The organism is Pseudoalteromonas sp. DY56-GL22 (assembly GCF_041414715.1).
Taxonomy (GTDB): Bacteria; Pseudomonadota; Gammaproteobacteria; order Enterobacterales; family Alteromonadaceae; genus Pseudoalteromonas; species Pseudoalteromonas simplex.
Window position 1 is genome coordinate 24,502 of sequence record NZ_JANHZR010000006.1, and the last position, 19,964, is coordinate 44,465.

General features: G+C 42.2%; 15 protein-coding genes. 3 read left to right on the forward strand and 12 right to left on the reverse strand.

Going from position 1 to position 19,964, the window contains the following annotated elements:
* Window positions 1–39: 39 nt before the first annotated feature.
* The 5 genes from NO991_RS13835 to NO991_RS13855 form a co-directional block, all read right to left on the reverse strand.
* On the reverse strand, window positions 40–717 hold the full coding sequence (locus NO991_RS13835; RefSeq protein ID WP_054552477.1) for a TIGR00153 family protein: 678 nt from the start codon (window positions 715–717) through the stop codon (window positions 40–42).
* 150 nt (window positions 718–867) lie between these two features.
* Window positions 868–1,569: a phosphate signaling complex protein PhoU gene (gene phoU, locus NO991_RS13840; RefSeq protein ID WP_054552476.1), complete on the reverse strand. Its 702-nt coding sequence runs from the start codon at window positions 1,567–1,569 to the stop codon at window positions 868–870.
* A 47-nt stretch (window positions 1,570–1,616) separates the two neighbouring features.
* Window positions 1,617–2,444 carry a phosphate ABC transporter ATP-binding protein PstB gene (gene pstB / locus NO991_RS13845; RefSeq protein ID WP_054552475.1) on the reverse strand — a complete coding sequence of 276 codons (828 nt, stop codon included), beginning with the start codon at window positions 2,442–2,444 and terminating at the stop codon, window positions 1,617–1,619.
* Between the two features lie 26 nt (window positions 2,445–2,470).
* Window positions 2,471–4,120, reverse strand: a complete 1,650-nt coding sequence (gene pstA, locus NO991_RS13850) for a phosphate ABC transporter permease PstA (protein WP_300357924.1) — start codon at window positions 4,118–4,120, stop codon at window positions 2,471–2,473.
* Window positions 4,121–4,135: 15 nt separating this feature from the next.
* Complete coding sequence (locus NO991_RS13855; RefSeq protein ID WP_194442158.1) at window positions 4,136–6,370, reverse strand: ABC transporter permease subunit; 2,235 nt, start codon at window positions 6,368–6,370, stop codon at window positions 4,136–4,138.
* 347 nt (window positions 6,371–6,717) lie between these two features.
* Here NO991_RS13855 and NO991_RS13860 point away from each other — a divergent pair, with 347 nt between their 5' ends.
* The 3 genes from NO991_RS13860 to ppx all read left to right on the forward strand — a co-directional run bounded on the left by NO991_RS13860 (window position 6,718) and on the right by ppx (window position 10,906).
* Entirely contained in the window at window positions 6,718–7,224 is a 507-nt protein-coding gene (locus NO991_RS13860) for a glycine cleavage system protein R (RefSeq protein ID WP_187489490.1), read from the forward strand.
* Window positions 7,225–7,344: 120 nt separating this feature from the next.
* Entirely contained in the window at window positions 7,345–9,426 is a 2,082-nt protein-coding gene (ppk1, locus tag NO991_RS13865) for a polyphosphate kinase 1 (protein WP_371352130.1), read from the forward strand.
* Complete coding sequence (gene ppx / locus NO991_RS13870) at window positions 9,419–10,906, forward strand: exopolyphosphatase (RefSeq protein WP_371352131.1); 1,488 nt, start codon at window positions 9,419–9,421, stop codon at window positions 10,904–10,906. Before ppk1 ends, ppx begins: the two co-directional genes overlap by 8 nt.
* Window positions 10,907–10,991: 85 nt before the next feature.
* Here the strand turns inward: ppx and NO991_RS13875 are convergent, their stop codons facing one another.
* From NO991_RS13875 to NO991_RS13905, 7 genes are all read right to left on the reverse strand, one after another.
* Entirely contained in the window at window positions 10,992–11,447 is a 456-nt protein-coding gene (locus tag NO991_RS13875) for a hypothetical protein (RefSeq protein ID WP_054563522.1), read from the reverse strand.
* A gap of 142 nt (window positions 11,448–11,589) precedes the next feature.
* Complete coding sequence (locus tag NO991_RS13880; protein WP_371352132.1) at window positions 11,590–14,694, reverse strand: efflux RND transporter permease subunit; 3,105 nt, start codon at window positions 14,692–14,694, stop codon at window positions 11,590–11,592.
* Complete coding sequence (locus tag NO991_RS13885; protein WP_371352133.1) at window positions 14,691–16,148, reverse strand: efflux RND transporter periplasmic adaptor subunit; 1,458 nt, start codon at window positions 16,146–16,148, stop codon at window positions 14,691–14,693. Before NO991_RS13885 ends, NO991_RS13880 begins: the two co-directional genes overlap by 4 nt.
* On the reverse strand, window positions 16,141–17,463 hold the full coding sequence (locus NO991_RS13890; protein ID WP_300357945.1) for a TolC family protein: 1,323 nt from the start codon (window positions 17,461–17,463) through the stop codon (window positions 16,141–16,143). Before NO991_RS13890 ends, NO991_RS13885 begins: the two co-directional genes overlap by 8 nt.
* A gap of 103 nt (window positions 17,464–17,566) precedes the next feature.
* Window positions 17,567–17,920 (reverse strand): hypothetical protein, encoded by a 354-nt coding sequence (locus NO991_RS13895; RefSeq protein ID WP_138600180.1) that lies wholly within the window; start codon window positions 17,918–17,920, stop codon window positions 17,567–17,569.
* Window positions 17,921–17,963: 43 nt separating this feature from the next.
* A complete protein-coding gene (locus tag NO991_RS13900) occupies window positions 17,964–18,578 on the reverse strand; it encodes a paraquat-inducible protein A (protein WP_138600179.1) in 615 nt (204 codons plus the stop codon).
* Window positions 18,579–18,632: 54 nt separating this feature from the next.
* On the reverse strand, window positions 18,633–19,910 hold the full coding sequence (locus NO991_RS13905; RefSeq protein WP_228290600.1) for an EAL and HDOD domain-containing protein: 1,278 nt from the start codon (window positions 19,908–19,910) through the stop codon (window positions 18,633–18,635).
* Window positions 19,911–19,964 lie beyond the last annotated feature (54 nt).

Genomic DNA, 19,964 nt, shown 5'->3' on the forward strand with positions numbered 1-19,964 from the left:
TGAACCTTTAATTTTTTTCGTGTTTGAACTGATTTTTAATTAACGAGCTAACATCAGCTCAAGACGAGAACCTACGCGCTCTGCAATATCTGCAAGCTCGCCCACCCACTCAATGATCTTGTATAAGAACATCACGTCGACTGGGTTAAGTTCATTTTCGATGGCGCGCAATTGACGGCGAATTTTGATCTGCATGTCATCCGTGTCTTGTTCAATAGCGTCCAATTCAACGAGCATTTTTTCAACTAAAGTCACTTCGCGACCTTTGAAGCCCGTTTCAAGCAGCTCATCTAGCTCATTGATTGCTTTTGACGCTTGTTTAGTCGCATCAACACAACGAGTTACATAAGCAAGGAAATCTGTTTGGATTTCGGTAGGTATGATCATCTCACGACCAACTACACGACCTGCGATATCTTTTGCTTTGTTAGCAATTTTGTCTTGTTGAGTAACAAGCTCTAGCAAATCGGTACGCTCAACTGGCATAAATAAGCCACGAGGTAGTTGAAGGCGGATGTTACGTTTCATTTCATCAGCTTCACGCTCTAAATTACGAATGTTTAAACGGATTTCTTCCGCTTCTTGCCATTCTTCTTTAAACACGTGATTAAAGAAAGGGATCAATGCTTTACTTGCTTGATGTACTTTCTTAATGTGATCTTCCATAGGCTTAATAGGTGATTTAGCAAAAACCCCTAAAAATGCATTTGTAGGCATAACTGACCCTTTATAAATTAGTATGCTTTGGCAGCTGCGAATTTTACAGCATTGTGTTCGATTGTGAACGCTTTTTCTGCCTTACATCAGCAATAAAACACAAAGCGGCCCTAGGGCCGCTCGATTTAATAATGAAAAGTAGCGGCTTAATTACAGCGACTTTTCTATATCTGCTTGAGATGTATGACGAATATCTTTACCGTTAACAAAATAGATGATGTATTCAGCAATATTCTGGCAACGGTCGCCAATACGCTCTAATGAACGTACTGACCACACTAAATCCATAATTTTCGGGATTGAGCGTGGATCTTCCATCATATATGTCATGATTTGACGAGTAATTGCTTCGTATTCACGGTCAACTTTGGCGTCTTCTTTATGTACTTCAAACGCACATTGCACATCCATACGTGCAAATGCATCGAGTACATCATGAAGCATTTTCGATACTTGGCGACCCATGTTTTCAATGTTTACCAGTAAGTCTTGCTGATCTTTAGTGAATGAGTCTAGTGCGACTTTAGCAATACGCTCAGCTTCATCGCCAATACGCTCTAAGTCGGCAATTGTTTTTGCAATGGCAATGACAAGACGTAAGTCACTCGCTGCCGGCTGACGACGAGCAATAATGCGTGTACATTCTTCGTCGATGTTCACTTCCATTGCATTTACTTTATAGTCGTTTTCACGAACTTTCTGTGCAAGATCGGCATCACCATTGCTAACAGCATCCAGTGCACTGTTTAGTTGTTGTTCAACTAAACCACCCATGTTTAATACATGGTTACGCACATTTTCAAGCTCTTCATTAAAGCGGCCCGAAATGTGTTTATTGATATTATGTTCCATTGTCTACCTCTATAAATTTCGTTTACGGTACCAAGTAACTTTATTAACTAACCGTAACGGCCTGTAATGTAGTCTTCTGTTTTCTTCTTGCTTGGTGTTGTAAATAACGTATTGGTATCTGAATACTCAATCAACTCACCCATGTACATAAACGCAGTTTGGTCTGATACACGAGCAGCCTGTTGCATGTTGTGAGTAACGATTACCACGGTAAACTTATTCTTTAAGTCGTTAATTAGCTCTTCGATAACTAAAGTAGAAATTGGATCTAGTGCCGATGTAGGCTCATCCAGAAGTAGTACTTCAGGCTCGATAGCAATTGAGCGAGCAATTACAAGACGCTGTTGCTGACCACCCGATAGGCCAAATGCACTATCGTGTAAACGGTCTTTAACTTCATCCCATAACGCCGCGCCACGTAAAGATTGTTCAACCACTTCGTCTAGTTTACGCTTTTCTTTAATACCTTGTAAGCGTAGGCCATAAACGACATTTTCGTAGATTGATTTTGGAAATGGATTAGGACGTTGGAATACCATCCCGACATTTCTTCGTAGTGCAGCAACATCTACATTCTTATCATAGATATTGTGACCATGTAGTAAGATCTCACCATCAATACGACAGCTATCAACAAGGTCGTTCATACGGTTGATACAACGTAAAAGTGTTGATTTACCACAACCCGATGGACCGATAAATGCTGTTACCTGACCTTTCGGGATGTTCATATTTACGCCGCTAAGCGCTTGTTTATCACCGTAGTATAGATCTAAGTTTTTAATCTCTAACGCTGTTTGCTCTGCAGTTAGGTTATCTAAATCTAGCTTTGCCGCGCTTTTCGCTTGGTTTACTTGTGGTGCAACTGTAATCATCTCTGTCTACCTATAAAAATTCTGTATTAATGCTCAAGAGCTCTAAACTTTTCGCGTAAGTGGTTACGAATACCAATCGCGGTGATATTCAGGGCGATAATTACTGATACCAGTAAGAATGCCGTGGCATATACCAGCGGACGAGCCGCTTCTACGTTAGGGCTTTGGAAACCAACATCGTAAATATGGAAACCTAAGTGCATAAATTTTCTATCTAAATGTATGTATGGGAAGTTACCGTCAAGAGGCAGTGTTGGTGCCATCTTAACAACACCAACAAGCATGAGTGGTGCTACTTCACCGGCTGCACGTGCAACCGCTAGGATTAAACCTGTCATAATCGCAGGGCTTGCCATCGGAATGATGATGCGCCATAGCGTTTCTGCTTTTGTTGCGCCAAGTGCTAATGAACCATGACGAACCGTACTTGGTATACGTGATAAACCTTCTTCTGTCGAAACAATAACAACAGGCAGCGTTAAAATTGCGAGCGTTAATGCAGACCAAATCACACCTGGCGTACCAAATACTGGGCTTGGCGACGACTCAGGGTAGAATAATTGGTCAATGCTGCCACCGAGCATGTATACAAAGAAACCTAGACCAAATACACCGTATACAATCGAAGGTACACCCGCAAGGTTGATTACCGCGATACGGATCATCTTAGTCACGGCATTTTTTGCTGCGTATTCATGCAAGTAAATCGCTGCAACCACACCAAATGGCGTCACAATCACTGCCATTAGTAATACCATGAATACAGTACCGAAAATTGCCGGGAATACACCACCTTCAGTGTTTGCTTCACGTGGGTCATCCGCTACAAACTTACCAAGTTGTACAAAATAGTGACCAAGCTTAGCAAAGAAGCCCATGTCATTAGGGAACCACACATCAAGAACTTGATACAGAGGTAAAGTAACCACTTCACCGCGCATGTCTCTCACAGTTACTTGGTCACGCTTTGCTTCTTTACGAAGTGCAAATAACTGCTTTTCTAACACTGTGTATTCAGCACGTAACTCAGCACGAGTTTGTGCAAGCTCAGCAACACGCTCATCGGTTAGTTCGTTATCAAGCTGGTATGCTTTTTCTTTTAAGCGTAAACGCTCAAGTTCATAGTTAATATGACCAATATCACCATTTTGTAAGTCTAACGCTTGGTCATTTAGGTCAACAGCACGCTCTACAAGATCATAAAGCACATCGATTTTGTTACCTGTGATAACTTCACCGTCTTTAATAACCTGCTCAACATAACCGTAAAAGTTACCGTTTTTGCTACGTTCGAATACTGCAAGCTCTGCTGGCGCAGTACGCGATGTAATGTCTGTCTCTAGTACCCAGCGGAAATCGAGATCAACATACTCACGGTTACCGGTTTTGATCAGTAAGCGCTCTAGCTGCTCTTTGTCGTAATGAGATAAATCAACGCCCGTCGCCTCAATACGTGATTTTGCAACTAGTTCACGGTCATAAATTTCACCGATCACTGTTTGTTTTGCAACAGAGCCTTGCAGCTCAAATTGCACTACTTCTGATGGCCAGAAAAAGCTTAAACCTTTCCAAGCAATCATGGCTAGTAAGCCAAGAACCGAGATTAAACTGATGCTTACCGCACCGCCGGTCATCCAAATCCAAGGAGAACCAGACTTAAACCACTGCTTTACCATGTCGTGTCTCTCCACCTACATTGAACTGTATTTTTCACGCAGTTGCTGACGAACAAACTCAGCCACTGTGTTGAAAACGAATGTGAATATGAATAATACAAATGCTGCTAAGAATAGGATGCGATAATGCGAGCTACCTACCTCAGACTCTGGCATTTCTACCGCGATATTCGCTGCAAGTGTTCTCATACCCTGGAAGATACTCCAGTCCATAATAGGTGTATTACCTGTTGCCATTAGTACAATCATTGTTTCACCGACCGCACGACCTAGGCCCATCATTACTGCTGAGAAGATACCCGGGCTTGCTGTTAGTAGTACTACGCGAACCAATGTTTGCCATTGCGTTGCACCAAGTGCTAATGAACCGTTTGATAAGTGCTTAGGAACACTGAATACCGCATCTTCAGCAATTGAGAAGATAGTTGGGATAACAGCAAAGCCCATCGCAATACCAACAACTAGTGAGTTACGTTGGTCGAATGTCATACCTAATTCATTGGTTAGGTACTGACGCACATTACCGTCAAACATCCAAAGCTCAATTGAGTTACTCATCGCAAACGATAACCAGCCAATAAAGATAACCACTGGGATAAGTAAAATTGAATGCGAACCTTCAGGAATACGGTGACGAATTGACGCCGGTAGTTTGTTCCAGCCGAATGCAGTTAATAAGATACCAATTGGCAGCAACACCAATAATCCGACAATCGCTGGTAAATGTTCTTCAATTAATGGTGCTAACCAAAGACCTGCTAAGAAACCTAAGATTACCGTTGGTAATGCTTCCATAATTTCTACAGTCGGCTTAACCACTTTACGTAATTCACTCGACATAAAGTACGCCGTGTAAATTGCCGCTGAAAGCGCAATGGGGACCGCAAATAACATTGCGTACATTGCAGCTTTAATCGTACCGAATGAAATTGGCACTAACGAGAACTTAGATTCAAAGTCATCACTCGCAGACGTTGACTGCCAGATATAACCCGGCTCTGGATAGCCTTCGTACCACACTTCTTGCCATAATGCAGACCAGGTTACTTCTGGGTGCTCGTTATGGATTTCAATCACTTTTAACGCGTCATCAGCAAGAATCAGTGCCGCATTTGAACGTGGTGAAATAGCAAAGTTTTGAATTGGACCTTCGCTTACTTTACCTTGCCACAGTTTTGCATCACTGGTTGTGTAATAAATACCAAGCTCACCGTTAGCACCCGCTGTGAAGAAGGTACGACGATAGAACTCAGTAAAAATATTTAGTTTCGATTGCTTGCTGGTTTCAAATGCACGAATCTTTTGGAACTCACGGCCATTTTCAGTGTTTACTTCAAACCACTGTGATACTTCGCCATTATCGTTAGCAAGCATCAGTGAGTTGGCACCCGCTAATAGCTGAGTTGAAACTAGGTTCGCGTTTTCTTCGTTAGCTGCAAGCAGTTGGATTTGCTCAACTTCAGAAGGGTAACGGGTATCATATACGTAAATTTGATTTGCTGAACGCACGAATGTACGTGTTGTATCAGGTGAAATTAATAGCTCATCAACACGACCTTCGATATCAAGCTCAGTACGCTCAACAACCCACTCTACTTCGCCGGTGAACATGTTTTCTTCACCCACAAAGCTGCTAAATAAAACGCGCTTGTCAGCGGTTAAAGCAACAACAGCTGTTTTATCTTCGTAGTGGCTAAATGCAAATTTAGTGATTGCCGCACCTTGATCGTCAACCTCAAGCGCCATATCACCCAACGGGTAATCTAAACGCGGTGTTAATTGGCGTTGGTTGTTCGGGAATGTCACTAAGAATTTTGGCGCAACCACAACAACAGAGCCATTCTCTAGGCCGTATGCGTATTGCCCCTGAAACGGTGCAGAGCTTGCAAAGCTGCTTACATCGCTTGGTAATTCTGTATTAAGAGTGGTGATCTTTTTACCAAATTGCTCTTTTTCAACATTGTAAAAGTCCACATTACCTTTTTCACCGAGTAAAAAGGCAACTTCTGTTTGCTCTTCAATGCCAAGTCCAACAACTTCTGACGCATTTTGTAGTTTTACACTATTACGTGTTTCTACTTTTGCTGATTCAAAAATAGGTTGAACAACATAAAGAAGGTAAAAGAATATGAGTAGCAGTGCTACAAGCACCATTACGCCACCCGCGGAAATACCCCACTTGGCAAACCTGTCTTTAAATAGACGGCTTCTATCCGTATGAAAGGTAGGTTTATTCGGATTGGAAGTCATCAAAACACCCTTAAAACTTAACGTTGCGCGAATTATATTTCACCAAGATGACAGTAATGTTACAAACGTCATAATTCAGTGTAATAAAGCGAGTATTTCAGGGACGTATTTTGAAGTTAAAAAATGACCAAAATAAGTCATTGTGGAGCACTTTTATTACAGTACCACAATCAAGCTAACAAATTGTTATAACTAATTTTTTATAACTACAGTGAAAAAATTGGACAAACATTAAAACAGCATCAATACTCAATGAGACTTATTTTTTCAACAATAAGAATCATTTTTAACCAACGCCTCCTCCCTTTTATTGCATTTTTCTGAGGCTTTTTTATAGAGATTTAAGTATGAAGCAGTTAGTAATTACTATTTTAGGGCCAGACAAACCCGGCCTAGTTGAAGATATTTCTGCCACAATTTTAAACCATCATGGTAACTGGCTGACAAGTAATTTGAGCCACCTTGCAGGTCATTTTGCCGGAATTATCGAAGCCGCAGTACCTGAAGAGCATTTGCAAGAATTACAAGATGCTCTTCACAGCTTACCTTATCTTGAAGTTCGAATTGAACGTGGAACTGATACCTTGCCTGATGTTCCATCTGAGGAAATTAACTTCGTGATTACTGGTAACGACAGACCAGGCATTGTACAAGAGCTAGCCAGCGTTATACGTCACAAAGGGGCGAATATCACTCACCTAAATTCAAAACAACAAAGTGCACCTAACTGGGGCGTGCCAATTTTTAGTGCTGTTGCGACCGTTGCTTTGCCAATAGGCATGAACAAAGACGAAGTGATCAGCGCACTTGAGTCTATTACCACAGATCTAATTGTTGATATTGAGGATGCTTAAACCAAGTACCACTTCTACAACTAAAGTTAGATTAAGCGTGTCACAAAACTGACACGCTTGTCATACTTGTGTCATCTGCATCCTCTATATTCTAACTAGCTATAAACGTTGGAAAACCAGATGAACGCATCACATTCTTCTTCTCAAGCCGTTAATTACTTTGCCAAAGAGCTAAGTTGGCTGTCTTTTAATGAACGCGTGCTGCAAGAAGCCAAAGACAAATCGAACCCGATTATTGAGCGCATGCGCTTTTTAGGTATTTACTCAAACAACATGGATGAGTTTTTTCGTGTTCGTGTTGCCGATGTAAAACGCCGCATATTACTTAATAAAATTCCTGATGCGAACTTTGAAGAAGACGAAATATTACTTCATCAGATCCAAAGTAAAGTGCTCCAGCTTGGTAAAAAGTTTAACCAAATTCATAAAGACATTTTAAATGACTTAAACGAGCATAATATTCATGTTGAACAACCAGAAGAGTTGTCTGAATTTCATTTGAGTTGGCTGAAAAAATTCTTCCACGACAATGTGCTACAACACATATTGCCGATTTTACTCTCTGAAAAGAAAGACTACTCAGATCAAATCAACGACACCATGACCTATTTGTTCGTCGAGATGACCAATCAAAAAAGTCATTATGCCATGATGGAAGTGCCCACTGACCGCGTATCTCGCTTTGTTATTTTGCCACCAGAGAAAACACGCCGTCACAAAACCATCGTGATGCTAGATGACATCATCGCCTACTTTATTCGCGATGTGTTTAGCAGCTTTTTTAGCTTTGATGATATTCAATGCTACGCCATCAAACTCACCCGTGATGCCGAGTACAATTTGGATGATGAGCTAGAAGAAGGCTTGCTCGATAAAATGTCAAAGGGTCTTAAGCAACGTATTTCTGCTGAGCCTGTGCGCCTTGTTTATGACGAGAGCATGCCAGCTGAAATGCTTAAAGTGATGAAAAAGCGTCTTAATATTAGTCAACATGATGCGTTGATCCCCGGCGGTCGTTACCGTAATTTCCGCGATTTTATTGCGTTTCCGAATGTTGGTCGTCAGTATTTAGAAAACAAACCACTGCCTGCATTACAAAGCACGGCTTTTAACAATCACTCAAGTGTGTTTGATGCCATTTCAGAGCAAGATATTTTACTGTATTACCCTTATCACACCTTTAACCATTTACTTGAGTTTGTACGCCAAGCCGCTTTTGACCCTGATGTTACCCAAATTAAGGTCAATATTTATCGCGTTGCGAGTCAATCTCGTCTTATCTCTACACTTATTAATGCAGCAAAAAATGGCAAACATGTCACCGTAATGGTTGAACTGAAAGCGCGCTTTGATGAACAAAACAATATTGAATGGGCAAAAACTCTGAGTAATGCCGGTGTTAAAGTAATCTTTGGTATTCCTGCATTGAAAGTGCACAGCAAGTTATGCGTTATTCATCGTAAAGAAAAGAACAACATCGTGAAGTACGCCCATATAGGCACGGGTAACTTCCATGAGAAAACTGCCAAAATTTATACTGACTTTAGTTTATTTACCAGACATGAAGGTATTAGCGAAGAGTGCGATAGCGTTTTTAGATTCATCGAAAGTAGCTATAAACCATTTCAGTTTGATCACTTGATGATATCACCAGTCAACGCACGACAAACTATTATGTCGCTAATTGATGCTGAAATAACCAATGTAGAGCATGGTAAGGCTGGCAAAATTACGCTAAAAATAAACAACCTTGTTGATAAAGAGCTGGTTGATCACCTCTACTTTGCCGCAAGACGCGGCGTAAAAATTCGCATTATTGTGCGTGGCATGTGTTCGTTAGTGCCCTCTGCCGTTAACGATAATATTCGTATCATCAGTATCGTTGACCGCTTTTTAGAGCACCCTCGGGTGATGGTGTTTCATAATAATGGCGAAGAAAAAGTGTATATTTCATCAGCGGATTGGATGACTCGAAATCTTGATCACCGTGTTGAAGTCGCCACTCCGATTTATGATGAAAAATTAAAACAGCTTATTATTGATATTCTTGAGCTACAGTTTAAAGATAGATCAAAAGCACGCATAATCGATAGCGAACAAAAAAACAGCTATGTGCGCCGTGGAAATCGTAAGAAAATTCGCTCGCAAATTGCCATTTATGACCACCTTAAGAAATGGGAAAGTAACTATAATAATGAATGATTATCCCTCAATTGCTGCCGTTGATTTAGGCTCAAACAGTTTTCATTTAGTGGTGGCAAGAGAGGTCGATGGCTCTTTGCAAATCTTACACAAAGAAAAGCAGCGCGTTTATTTAGCTGATGGTTTAGATGAAAAAAATCACTTAAGCCAAGAAGCTATAGAGCGCGCACTGGCGATTCTTAAGCAGTTTGCTACTACCTTACAGGACTTCCCCCTTGAGAATGTTAAAGTGGCCGCCACTTACACATTGCGCCGTGCGAAAAATATTCATTCGTTCTTAACGCAAGCAAGTAAGGTGTTTCCTTACCCAGTTGAAGTAATATCAGGGCAAGAAGAAGCACGTTTAATTTACCAAGGTGTTGCCCATTATATTCATCACGATGAAAACCGCTTAGTTATTGATATCGGTGGCGGCAGTACTGAACTCATCATTGGTAAACACTTTAAGCACAAGCTACTTGCTAGTCGCAACATGGGCTGTGTTAGCTATACCAAGCAGTTTTTTGCAGATGGACAAATCACTGCTAAGCGCTTTGCTAAAGCAGAAGTTCGCGCAGAACAAGAACTCGAAGTAATTTTTGCTAATTACTTATCGGCTGGCTGGCAATCTGTGGTGGGAACATCTGGCACTATTAAATCTATCCTTGCCATGATCAATGCCAATGATGCAGAGCAAGAGCTAATTACTTTAGAGCGGTTATTAGAACTAAAAACCCAGTTTATTGCATCTAAACAAATACAAGCGCTGCAAATTGAAGGTCTTACGCCTGAGCGGCAAGTGAGTATTTGTGGTGGTTTAGCTATTTTAATTGCGGTATTTAGGCTGTTTAAAATCGAAGCGATGCAGTACAGCGACTTTTCACTGCGTGAAGGCCTGCTTCATGAAATGCAGCAAAAGCTCGCCCATAAGGATATTCGCACAAATACCATCGCGAACCTATCTGAGCGTAATGCCATAGATAAAGAGCATGCTAATCGTGTCTCGACAACTGCAAAGTGGCTGTTTGAACAAGTAAGAGAAACATGGCATCTGACCGACTCAGATTACATAAATTTATTGGATTGGGCTGCGCAGCTGCATGAAATTGGCTTAGGGGTTAATTCATCAGGGATACATAAGCACAGCGCGTATATCGTGGCGAATAGCCAATTACCTGGCTTTACGCAGCAACAACAAACCTTGCTTAGTTGCATGATCCGTTTTTATCGGAAAAAGATCCGCTTAGAAGAGTTTCCGGCACTGCATACCATGCAGCATTATGAAATATTGCAGCTTATTGTGATTTTGCGCTTAGCGGTACTACTGAATCAAAAGCGTATTACCGATCAAGGTTTTAAACTTGAGGTAACAGCCAAGCAAAATAGTATGTTCTTAAAGTTTCACAATAAGTGGCTTAAAGAACATACCTTGCTTTTAGCTGACTTACAGCAAGAGCAAAAATACCTTAAAAAAGTCGGCTTCTTACTCGATTTTCATTAAGCTGATTAATAGATTAATAGATTAATAGATTAATAGATTAATAGATTAATAGATTAATAGATTAATAGATTAATAGATTAATCGATTACATATCCATATGGCGGTTAGAGCTTTGCATCATTTGCTTAAGGCCTTGATGTTCAAGCTCAAGTAAACGTTCGAGCTTTTCTTTACTTTGCTCTGTATCAGCTCGCGATACCAAGTATTCGTATAAGTCGATTACTTTTTGGTGTTGCGTGGTTAAGTAAACCTGAATCGCCTTTTCATCAATTTGCTGATCTGTGCTGATATCGTTAAAAGTAATTAGCTCTGGGTTTTCAGCAAAATACTCATAGCAATAGGTATCAAGCGTGTTTATTTCTGTAATGGCTTTAAAGCCAACGAGATCTTCTGCCAGTTTCTTCTCATATTGCAGATAATAGTCCACCAGCATTTGATTATGCTCGTCCAGTAAGTCTTTAACACTGTGGAAATTGGCTGCCATTTGAGTATGAAATAACACGGTCCAATCATAAACTTGTTGTATTGTTTTAACTTGCATGTGCATTCCTTATTAAAATCAATTTAATATGACTTTGCATAAATCACACCAGCAATAAACAAACCAATTATCAATAAGTTAAAAATAAAATGTGTAACTTGCAGCCAGTAAAAGCGTACAAGTTACACACTGACTGTAAAATTTATAGGTGGCGTTTACGCCATATAAAGTAAAGCGCAGGTAACACAAGTAGTGTTAAAACTATGGCACTGAGCATCCCACCGACCATAGGCGCGGCTATTCTGCTCATCACCTCACTGCCCGTTCCAGTGCCATAAAGCACTGGCAGTAACCCTATGATAATAGTGGCAACTGTCATCATCACTGGTCTAACCCGAAGGCCTGCACCATTGATGATTGCTTGGCGCAGCTCTGTAACCGTGAACTGTGCTGATTGCGCTTTGGTATCTTGATAAGCTTGGTTGAGATAAACCAGCATGATCACGCCAATTTCCACAGCAACCCCAGCCAGGGCAATAAAACCAACCCCAACAGCAACCGAGAAGTTAAAGCCTTCAAGGTACATCAGCCAAATACCGCCTATCATAGCAAGCGGTAAGGTCAGCATGATCATTGCCACCTCAATAAAGCTTCTAAAATTGAGGTATAACAGCACCACTATAATTGCCAAGGTGAGTGGCAATACATAACTGAGTTTAGCTTTTGCGCGCTCCATGTATTCATATTGCCCCGCCCACGTAATTGAGTAACCAGCAGGTAGCTCGAGTTGCTCATGCAGCGCTTGTTGCGCACGCTCAACATAACTGCCGATATCACTGCCTTCAATGTCGATTAAGCTCCAGCCATTAATGCGGGCATTTTCACTTTTAATACCCGGCGGGCCATCTTCGATAAAGACATGAGCTACATCGGCCAATGCGATACGCTGTCCGTTTGGTGTCACTATCGGTAACAACTTAAGCTCTTCTGGCGAGTCGCGATAATCTTGCGGGTAGCGCAAGTTAACTGGGTAACGCTCTTGCCCTTCAACCGTTTCTGTCACATTCATACCACCGATAGCGGTGGCAACTACCTGTTGTACATCAGCAATGTTCAAACCATAGCGCGCTGCTTTTTCACGGTTGATATCAACTTTGATGTAGCGACCACCGGCAACACGCTCTGAGTAAACCGACGCTGTGCCCGGTAAATCTTTTAGGATGACTTCAATTTGCTCACCGATTTTTTGAATTTCACTTAGCTTTGGACCTGCAACTTTGATCCCCACTGGCGTTTTAATACCAGTGGCAAGCATGTCAATTCGTGTTTTGATTGGCATAACCCACGCATTGGTAAGCCCTGGGAACTTAACCAGATTATCGAGTTCTTTCTTCAGTTTCTCGGTTGTCATGCCCTCGCGCCACTGTGACTTTGGCTTTAACTGAATAAAGGTTTCGATCATGGTAAGCGGCGCAGGATCTGTGGCAGTGTCTGCGCGACCTACCTTACCAAACACCGACTCGACCTCTGGCACACTGGCAATTAACTTATCGGTCTGTTGTAAGATTTCACGGGCCTTACCAATGGAAATACCTGGATAAGTCGTTGGCATGTACATTAAGTCGCCCTCATCAAGGGGAGGAATAAACTCACTGCCAATTTTATTAACCGGATAAAAGCCGATAGCAGCCAACACCAAGGCCAGTACCAATGTTGTTTTCGGCGCTTTTAACACCGCACTTAATAAAGGTTTATAGGCTGCCACCAATAAGCGGTTTACAGGGTTTTTCTGCTCAGAAATAACCCTACCGCGAATAAAGTAGCCCATTAATACCGGCACCAGTGTAATCGCTAAACCAGCCGAAGCTGCCATCGCATAGGTTTTTGTATAAGCCAGTGGCGAGAACATTCGCCCTTCTTGTGCTTCAAGAATAAACACAGGCATAAAGCTAACAGTGATAATCAATAAACTAAAGAATAACGCGGGCCCGACTTCTGCGGCTGAGTCCATCACCACTTGCCAGCGGTTCTCATCGGTCAGTGGGGTTTTCTCCATATGCTTATGCATATTTTCTATCATCACGATAGCACCATCTGTCATTGCACCAATAGCAATCGCTATCCCGCCAAGCGACATGATATTGGCGTTTATACCTTGCCAATACATAACCACAAAAGCCGTTAAAATACCCATTGGCAACGTGATAATGGCTACAATCGATGAGCGTATATGGAATAAAAACACCACACACACTAAGGCCACCACGATTAATTCTTCAATTAACTTTGAGCTTAAGTTATCAAGTGCTTGGGTAATTAGGTTTGAGCGGTCGTACACAGGGATGATTTCAACTCCCTCAGGCAGGCCTTTTTTGAGCGACTCTAGCTTTTCCTTTACTAACTTGATGGTTGCTTCGGCGTTTTCTCCAAAACGCATCACCACTACACCACCAGTTACTTCGCCCTCACCGTTTAGTTCGGCAATACCACGGCGCATTTGCGGCCCAAGTTTTATATCAGCCACATCACGTAATTGCAGTGGCGTGCCATTGGCATTAGTACCCAGCGGAATGGCCTCTAAATCGGCAACACTTTTGATGTAGCCTGTGCTCGATACCATGTATTCGGCTTCTGCCATTTCGACCACAGAAGCACCACGCTCTTGGTTACCTTGCTTAATTGCTGTTTGAATTAAACTTAGCGGAATACCATAAGCACGCAATTTATCGGGGTCGACATTCACCTGATACTGCTTAACCATACCGCCAACAGACGCTACTTCTGATACGCCCGGCACCGTTTGCAGCTCAAACTTTAAAAACCAATCTTGCAGGCTTCGTAGCTGGCTAATATCATGCTTACCGGTTTTATCCACCAGCGCATACAAGTAAATCCAGCCTACCCCTGTTGCATCAGGGCCAAGTTCAGGCCTCGCTGAATCCGGTAAGCGAGCACTTACTTGACTCAAATATTCTTGCACCCGACTACGGGCCCAGTAAAGGTCGGTGTCTTCATTAAAAATAACGTATACATAAGAGTCACCAAAAAACGAAAAGCCCCTTACCGTTTCAGCACCCGGCACCGACAACATGGCTGTGGTGATAGGAAACGTTACTTGGTCTTGCACCACTTGTGGCGCTTGTCCTGGATAAGACGTTTTTACAATAACCTGTATATCAGATAAGTCAGGCAAGGCATCAACTGGGGTATTCTTTAAAGAAAAAATCCCAAAGCCTGCCAACATTAAAGACAGCAGTAATACAAAGAAGCGATTACCGACTGACCAACGGATCACGGCAGCTATCATTGCATTTCTCCTTGCATAGGGTGGCTCATGGTCATGATGTCAAAAATCACAAACTCACCGTCCACCAATTTAAAGGTAAAATGCACTTCATCATCGCTTTGTAAACTAGACATATCGATGCGCGGCGAAAAGTGAAACTCCATAGTTGCAGCCCCGCGCCCCCACTTAGGGATGGCTTCGCGACTAATCACGGCAGTACGGGCTTCGCGATCAATGCTGTTGATCACGCCATTTACCATTGCGCTCTCGCTATCCGGTTCTTGCATACGCATAAAGTCAGAACTCTTACTTGATTCGGAATCTATTAAGAACTGCGCTGAAACCACTACGTTATCGTCTTTCAGTAAGCCTGATAAAATTTCGACATCATGATTATCACTACGGCCTAGCGTCACTGCGACTGACTTAAAGCGCCCTTCACCTAAATCAATCACGACACGGTCTTGGCTACCTGTGCGGATCACCGCTTCTTTGGCTATCACTAATTGCGGCTCAGTTGGCTTAGTAGTAATGCTCACTTCAGCAAACATATTCGGTTTTAATAAGCCATCTTGGTTAGCAAAGCGTAAACGCACGCGCAGGGTACGGTTTTTCTCATCAAGGGTTGGATAAATATAATCGACCTTGCCTTGCCAGCGTTTGCCCGGTAAGTAGTCTAAGCTCATCGTCACTGGCAAGCCTTTATGAATAAGCCCTGCTTGGCGCTCAAAAACTTCAGCCTCAACCCATACTTCTTCTAGGTGAGCAATACTCATCATGGTTGTGCCTGGTTTCACAAAGAAACCTTCGCGGATATTTAGCTCATCCAATACGCCACTTTGCTTGGCATAAAAGGTAATGTTCTGTCTGACCTTTTGGCTTTGCTCTAATCGCACAATAAAATCGTCAGAAACATTCAGTGAGGCTAAGCGTGCTTTTGCCGCACGTATAAGCACCGCATTGTTACGTTTTAGGGCAAGCAGTAGCTCTTCTTGCGCATTCACTAGCTGTGGAGAATACAAGGTATAAAGTGGCTCGCCTTGCTTAACTTGGTCACCTGCGGCTTTTACATATAAGGTTTCTATCCAACCTTCGACACGAGGGTGAATATGCACGAGTTGGTCTTGGTCGTATTGCACATAACCAACCGTATCAACCGTCGTTTGTAATGATTTAAACCTTACGGGCGCTGTTCTTACTCCTAAGTTATTAACGACCGCCGGTGAAACTCTCACAGTTCCTGGGCTGTCTTCAGCGCTACTTTGCTCCTCATAAACGGGCACTAATTCCATACCCATTGGTGATAAACCCGGTTCATCACGGCGGTAATTACTGTCCATGGGCGCCACCCAATATAGCGGCTTTTTCTCAGCGCTTGGCATTTGTGCATGCTCTGGCTCAGCCAATTTATTTACAGCCGTTGCCAATGCTGCACCCACCGCCAAAGCGATAACTAATTTCACTGTGTTATTCATTGCTAGCTCCTTGGCTTTGTGCTGCATTTATTTGGTTATCTTTTGCTGCTGCGTAATAATTAAGGCGAGCGAGGGTTATTTGTTTATCAATTTCGATATTCAACGCATCAATTTTTGCGTTAAGTTCGCTAATGCGAGCACGCATCACTTCTGAAAAGTCACCATCATCATTGGTGTAAGCATTTAACGTCGCCTCCGCTTGCTCTGCCATTTGCGGTAATAGCTGCTGTTGATACAGTGCTTTGCGCTGAGCAAGTCGGCTTAGTTGGCTAAGCTCTTTAAAATACTGACCTTGCAGTTTCTGTAGAGTAATAAGCTTGTTGGTTTTTACCGCCTCGGCATTAGCTATTGCGGCATTAACTTGTTGATCTTGAAGGTTATCAGTAAACAGCGGTAAATCAATACTCACCCCTATAGAGAATAAGTCAGCGCGAGAGTCACCCATCGGGGTATCATCACGATAGCCATAGCCTAGGTTCATACCAAATTGCGGCTTATACGCCTCTTTAGCCACTTGCACTTGGGTGTTTTTGGCACGCATAGCATGATCAATAGCGATAATTGCCGGGTGGCTCATCAGCACTTCAGTCACCCCCGATGATGCAAGCTCTTGATAAGGCATTACTGCGGCCACCTTGGTGTTTTCATCGCTCACTGCACCGTTTAGCATTTCAATAGGTAGCCATTGTGCTAGTCGCTTTTTGGCACTATCAAACTGTTGCTCTAACATCACCAGCTTATCTTCAAGCCGAGTCAGCTCTAGCTGGGCGCGAATAATATCCTGCTGGCGAGTTGCGCCAAGTGTATTGGCATAGCTTGCTTCTGTAATATCAATAAGTTGATTAAATAAGGCTTTATCTTGGTTGATCAGTTGAATGCTTTTTTGTGCGCGATAGGCATTTAGCCATGCTTCGCTAACAATAGCTTTAACCTGTGCTTGGCGGTCTGCTCTAAGCCAAGGGTATTGCTCAGCCGATTGTTTTAAAGCTTGTTGCTGTAAGGCAAGACTATCACCTCGGCTAAATTGTTGTGACAAGCCCACTTTGAATTGCGTCATACCCTCTTGATCAAAGGCAAAGCCATCGGTTGGTAAGTTCATAAGTCCAACGGTTAACACTGGATCTGGCAAGGTACCTGCCGCAATGCTTTGCGCTTCTATCGCCTGCTGCTGGTATTTATTTGCCTGTAACCAAGGCTCGTGAGTCAATGCATAATCAATCACCTGATTGAGTGCCAACGGCTCTGCTTTCACTAAACTTGAGGTTATCAATACTGCGCCTAGAGAAAGCGCCTTAATCAATTTGCTGTGAATCATCACATGCTCCAAAAATCTTAAAAATGGTTAAAAACAATAGATTTTGGGTGCAGAATGAGGTGTATTTCAGCGTTTTACTGAATTTTAGACAGACCTATCCTGCTTAAGCAGTAATAGGTGGACGATATAAAGAACTGACGTGAAAACTAAGCTGGCTGGCGCCTAACATGGTGACTTTTTCTGATTGCTTTATTGATTTAACAACTAAATCATTTAACGGCAGGAGTGAGTGAGCTGTACAGGCATTGAACGGACACGCACAATCGCTGTTATCCAATACGTCTTCATGGCAACAATCCATATCACTCATGTCGCTGTCAGCATTCATATTAGCATGATGATCCATTTGCATGCTGGCATGTGGCATATCACATACCATAGCAACAGACGCAACTGACTGACCCACAAAAGTGAGCAGCATCATAGCTATCAATAAGTAGCTTGAAAGTCGCGTCATCATCATACCTTAAAAATTAAGTGCCCAAATTGTAGCCCGAAATTTACGAACTCGACAAGGGTTTATCTATTTTTATGCTACTGCTGGCAGCAATAGCAAACAAGCAATAACCTGTAAAATACCAAAATCCATCACCCAATTCAGCATGCATTTTTATCAACTCGCCCATTTGCCCATCGGCATTACCTGCTAAATAAGACACGATCAATGCAATCACAAACACATCGACCATGCTCCATTTACTTAGGCCTTGTATGAGTTGACCGAGCAAATACTTAAACCTATTCACTGGTAAGAAACAATAAAGCAATTGCATCAGGAGTTTTAAGGTGGGAATGACAATCGAGAACACTGCTACAAGCGCGGCAACAAGGTAGTTTTTGTTATTAGCAAGCTCATTCACGGTGCCCCAAATGCTGCGTGTTTTTTTGTAGGCATCGATTTCTCCTTCAAGCTTATCAAGCCCCAGCATGCTTGATGCCATCATTAACACGCTACGGGTATTGCGATCGCCTTCATCGGCAATCATTTCAATACCTGTTTTGGCAAGCTTAGATTTATCAATTTTTCCTTCAAGGGTGAGCACTGGCTGGGTTACACCGGGAATAAGTAACACTAAGGCAATTAAAATAGCCAGTATAGGAAAAACAACACGCATTAGTTACAAACCTTTTTAATACTCAGAGTCTGCATCATAACGAACTCTGCGCTCCTAGTCTGTAACCGATGATAAGCTTGCGAATACTTCATCTGCGTATGCGCGGGCATCATACATAGCTTGAAAAACCACATCCATTTTTGAGGCTGGGCGGATCATCTTGAGTAGTTCAAGGGCTGTGTGCCACTGCTCTTCTTCCATTGCTTTAGCAAGTTGTAAGCTCGCCCCTTGCATGCCATTAAAGTTTAACAGTGCACTCGAAAGCTCACTACCCAATGAAAACTCTTTGGCAATGATATTAAGCTCCATATCTAAAATAGCGTCTAAAACAGAGAGTAAGCCGACTAAATAGCCTTGTTCAGCTAGGTCTTTACCGCCGGGTTCAAGCATCAAAGCAATAAATTTAGCTCTTGTTAAACCAAGTTTAGTTAGCTCTTGCGGTTTGTCATTGCCTAATTCGCTTAGCGCTAATACCCGCACAAATTGTCTAATCGCATCTTCACCAAGGTAAATAACCGCTTGTGAAATCGAACGAATTGTTTGCCGGCTATTACTTATACGCGCATTAACTAATTTTAAAATGCGTGCAGTAAGGCCAATATCTTTAGCAACACGTTGTTGAATTGCATCAAAATTTAAATCTGTTTGCGCAGTACAGTTAAGTAATTCAAGCACAGCAATTTTTGATGGTTCAACATTACCAAAACTCAAAAGCTCCGGCTTAGCAAAAAAGTAGCCCTGAAACAGGTCGCAACCTGCTGCTTTTAGTTGTTGAAAGTCTTCATAATTTTCAATGCGTTCCACTATGATAGTGGTTTCTGGGAAGCTGCGTTTAAGCTTTTTGATCATCATGTTGGTTTTGATAATCGGCTGCGTAACTTCAAGCTTAATAAAATCCATCAAAGGCAAAATATCTTGCCATTTCTCTGTGCCATCATAATCATCAAGCGCGAACAAATAGCCTTCTTGTTTTAATTGTTTAACGCGGTTCACTACTTTTGGAATGCTAGTAGCCCGCTCCACTATTTCGATAACCGCACTGCGTGGCTGCAACAGCTTAGGAAAGTCATCCAAAATAGCGTCAGTCGATAGATTGATAAACGCAGGTTGAAAACCTGTTAGCTTCTCGAGTCCCATCAACATTAACGCGTTAAAAAACAGCCGCCCCGTTGCTTGGCCATCACTCGTTCCTACCGGAAAGACATTATCGCTCGATTCTCTATACAATAATTCGTAAGCATATAAACTTCTATCAGCATTAAATATTGGCTGCCGGGCTATATACTGAGTCATGCTCTGACTTTTATTACCTTCCATACTTAATTCTGACATTCAACTTCTCACTTAAATGTGGCTAACTCCACATTACTATTGTTATAAGTATAG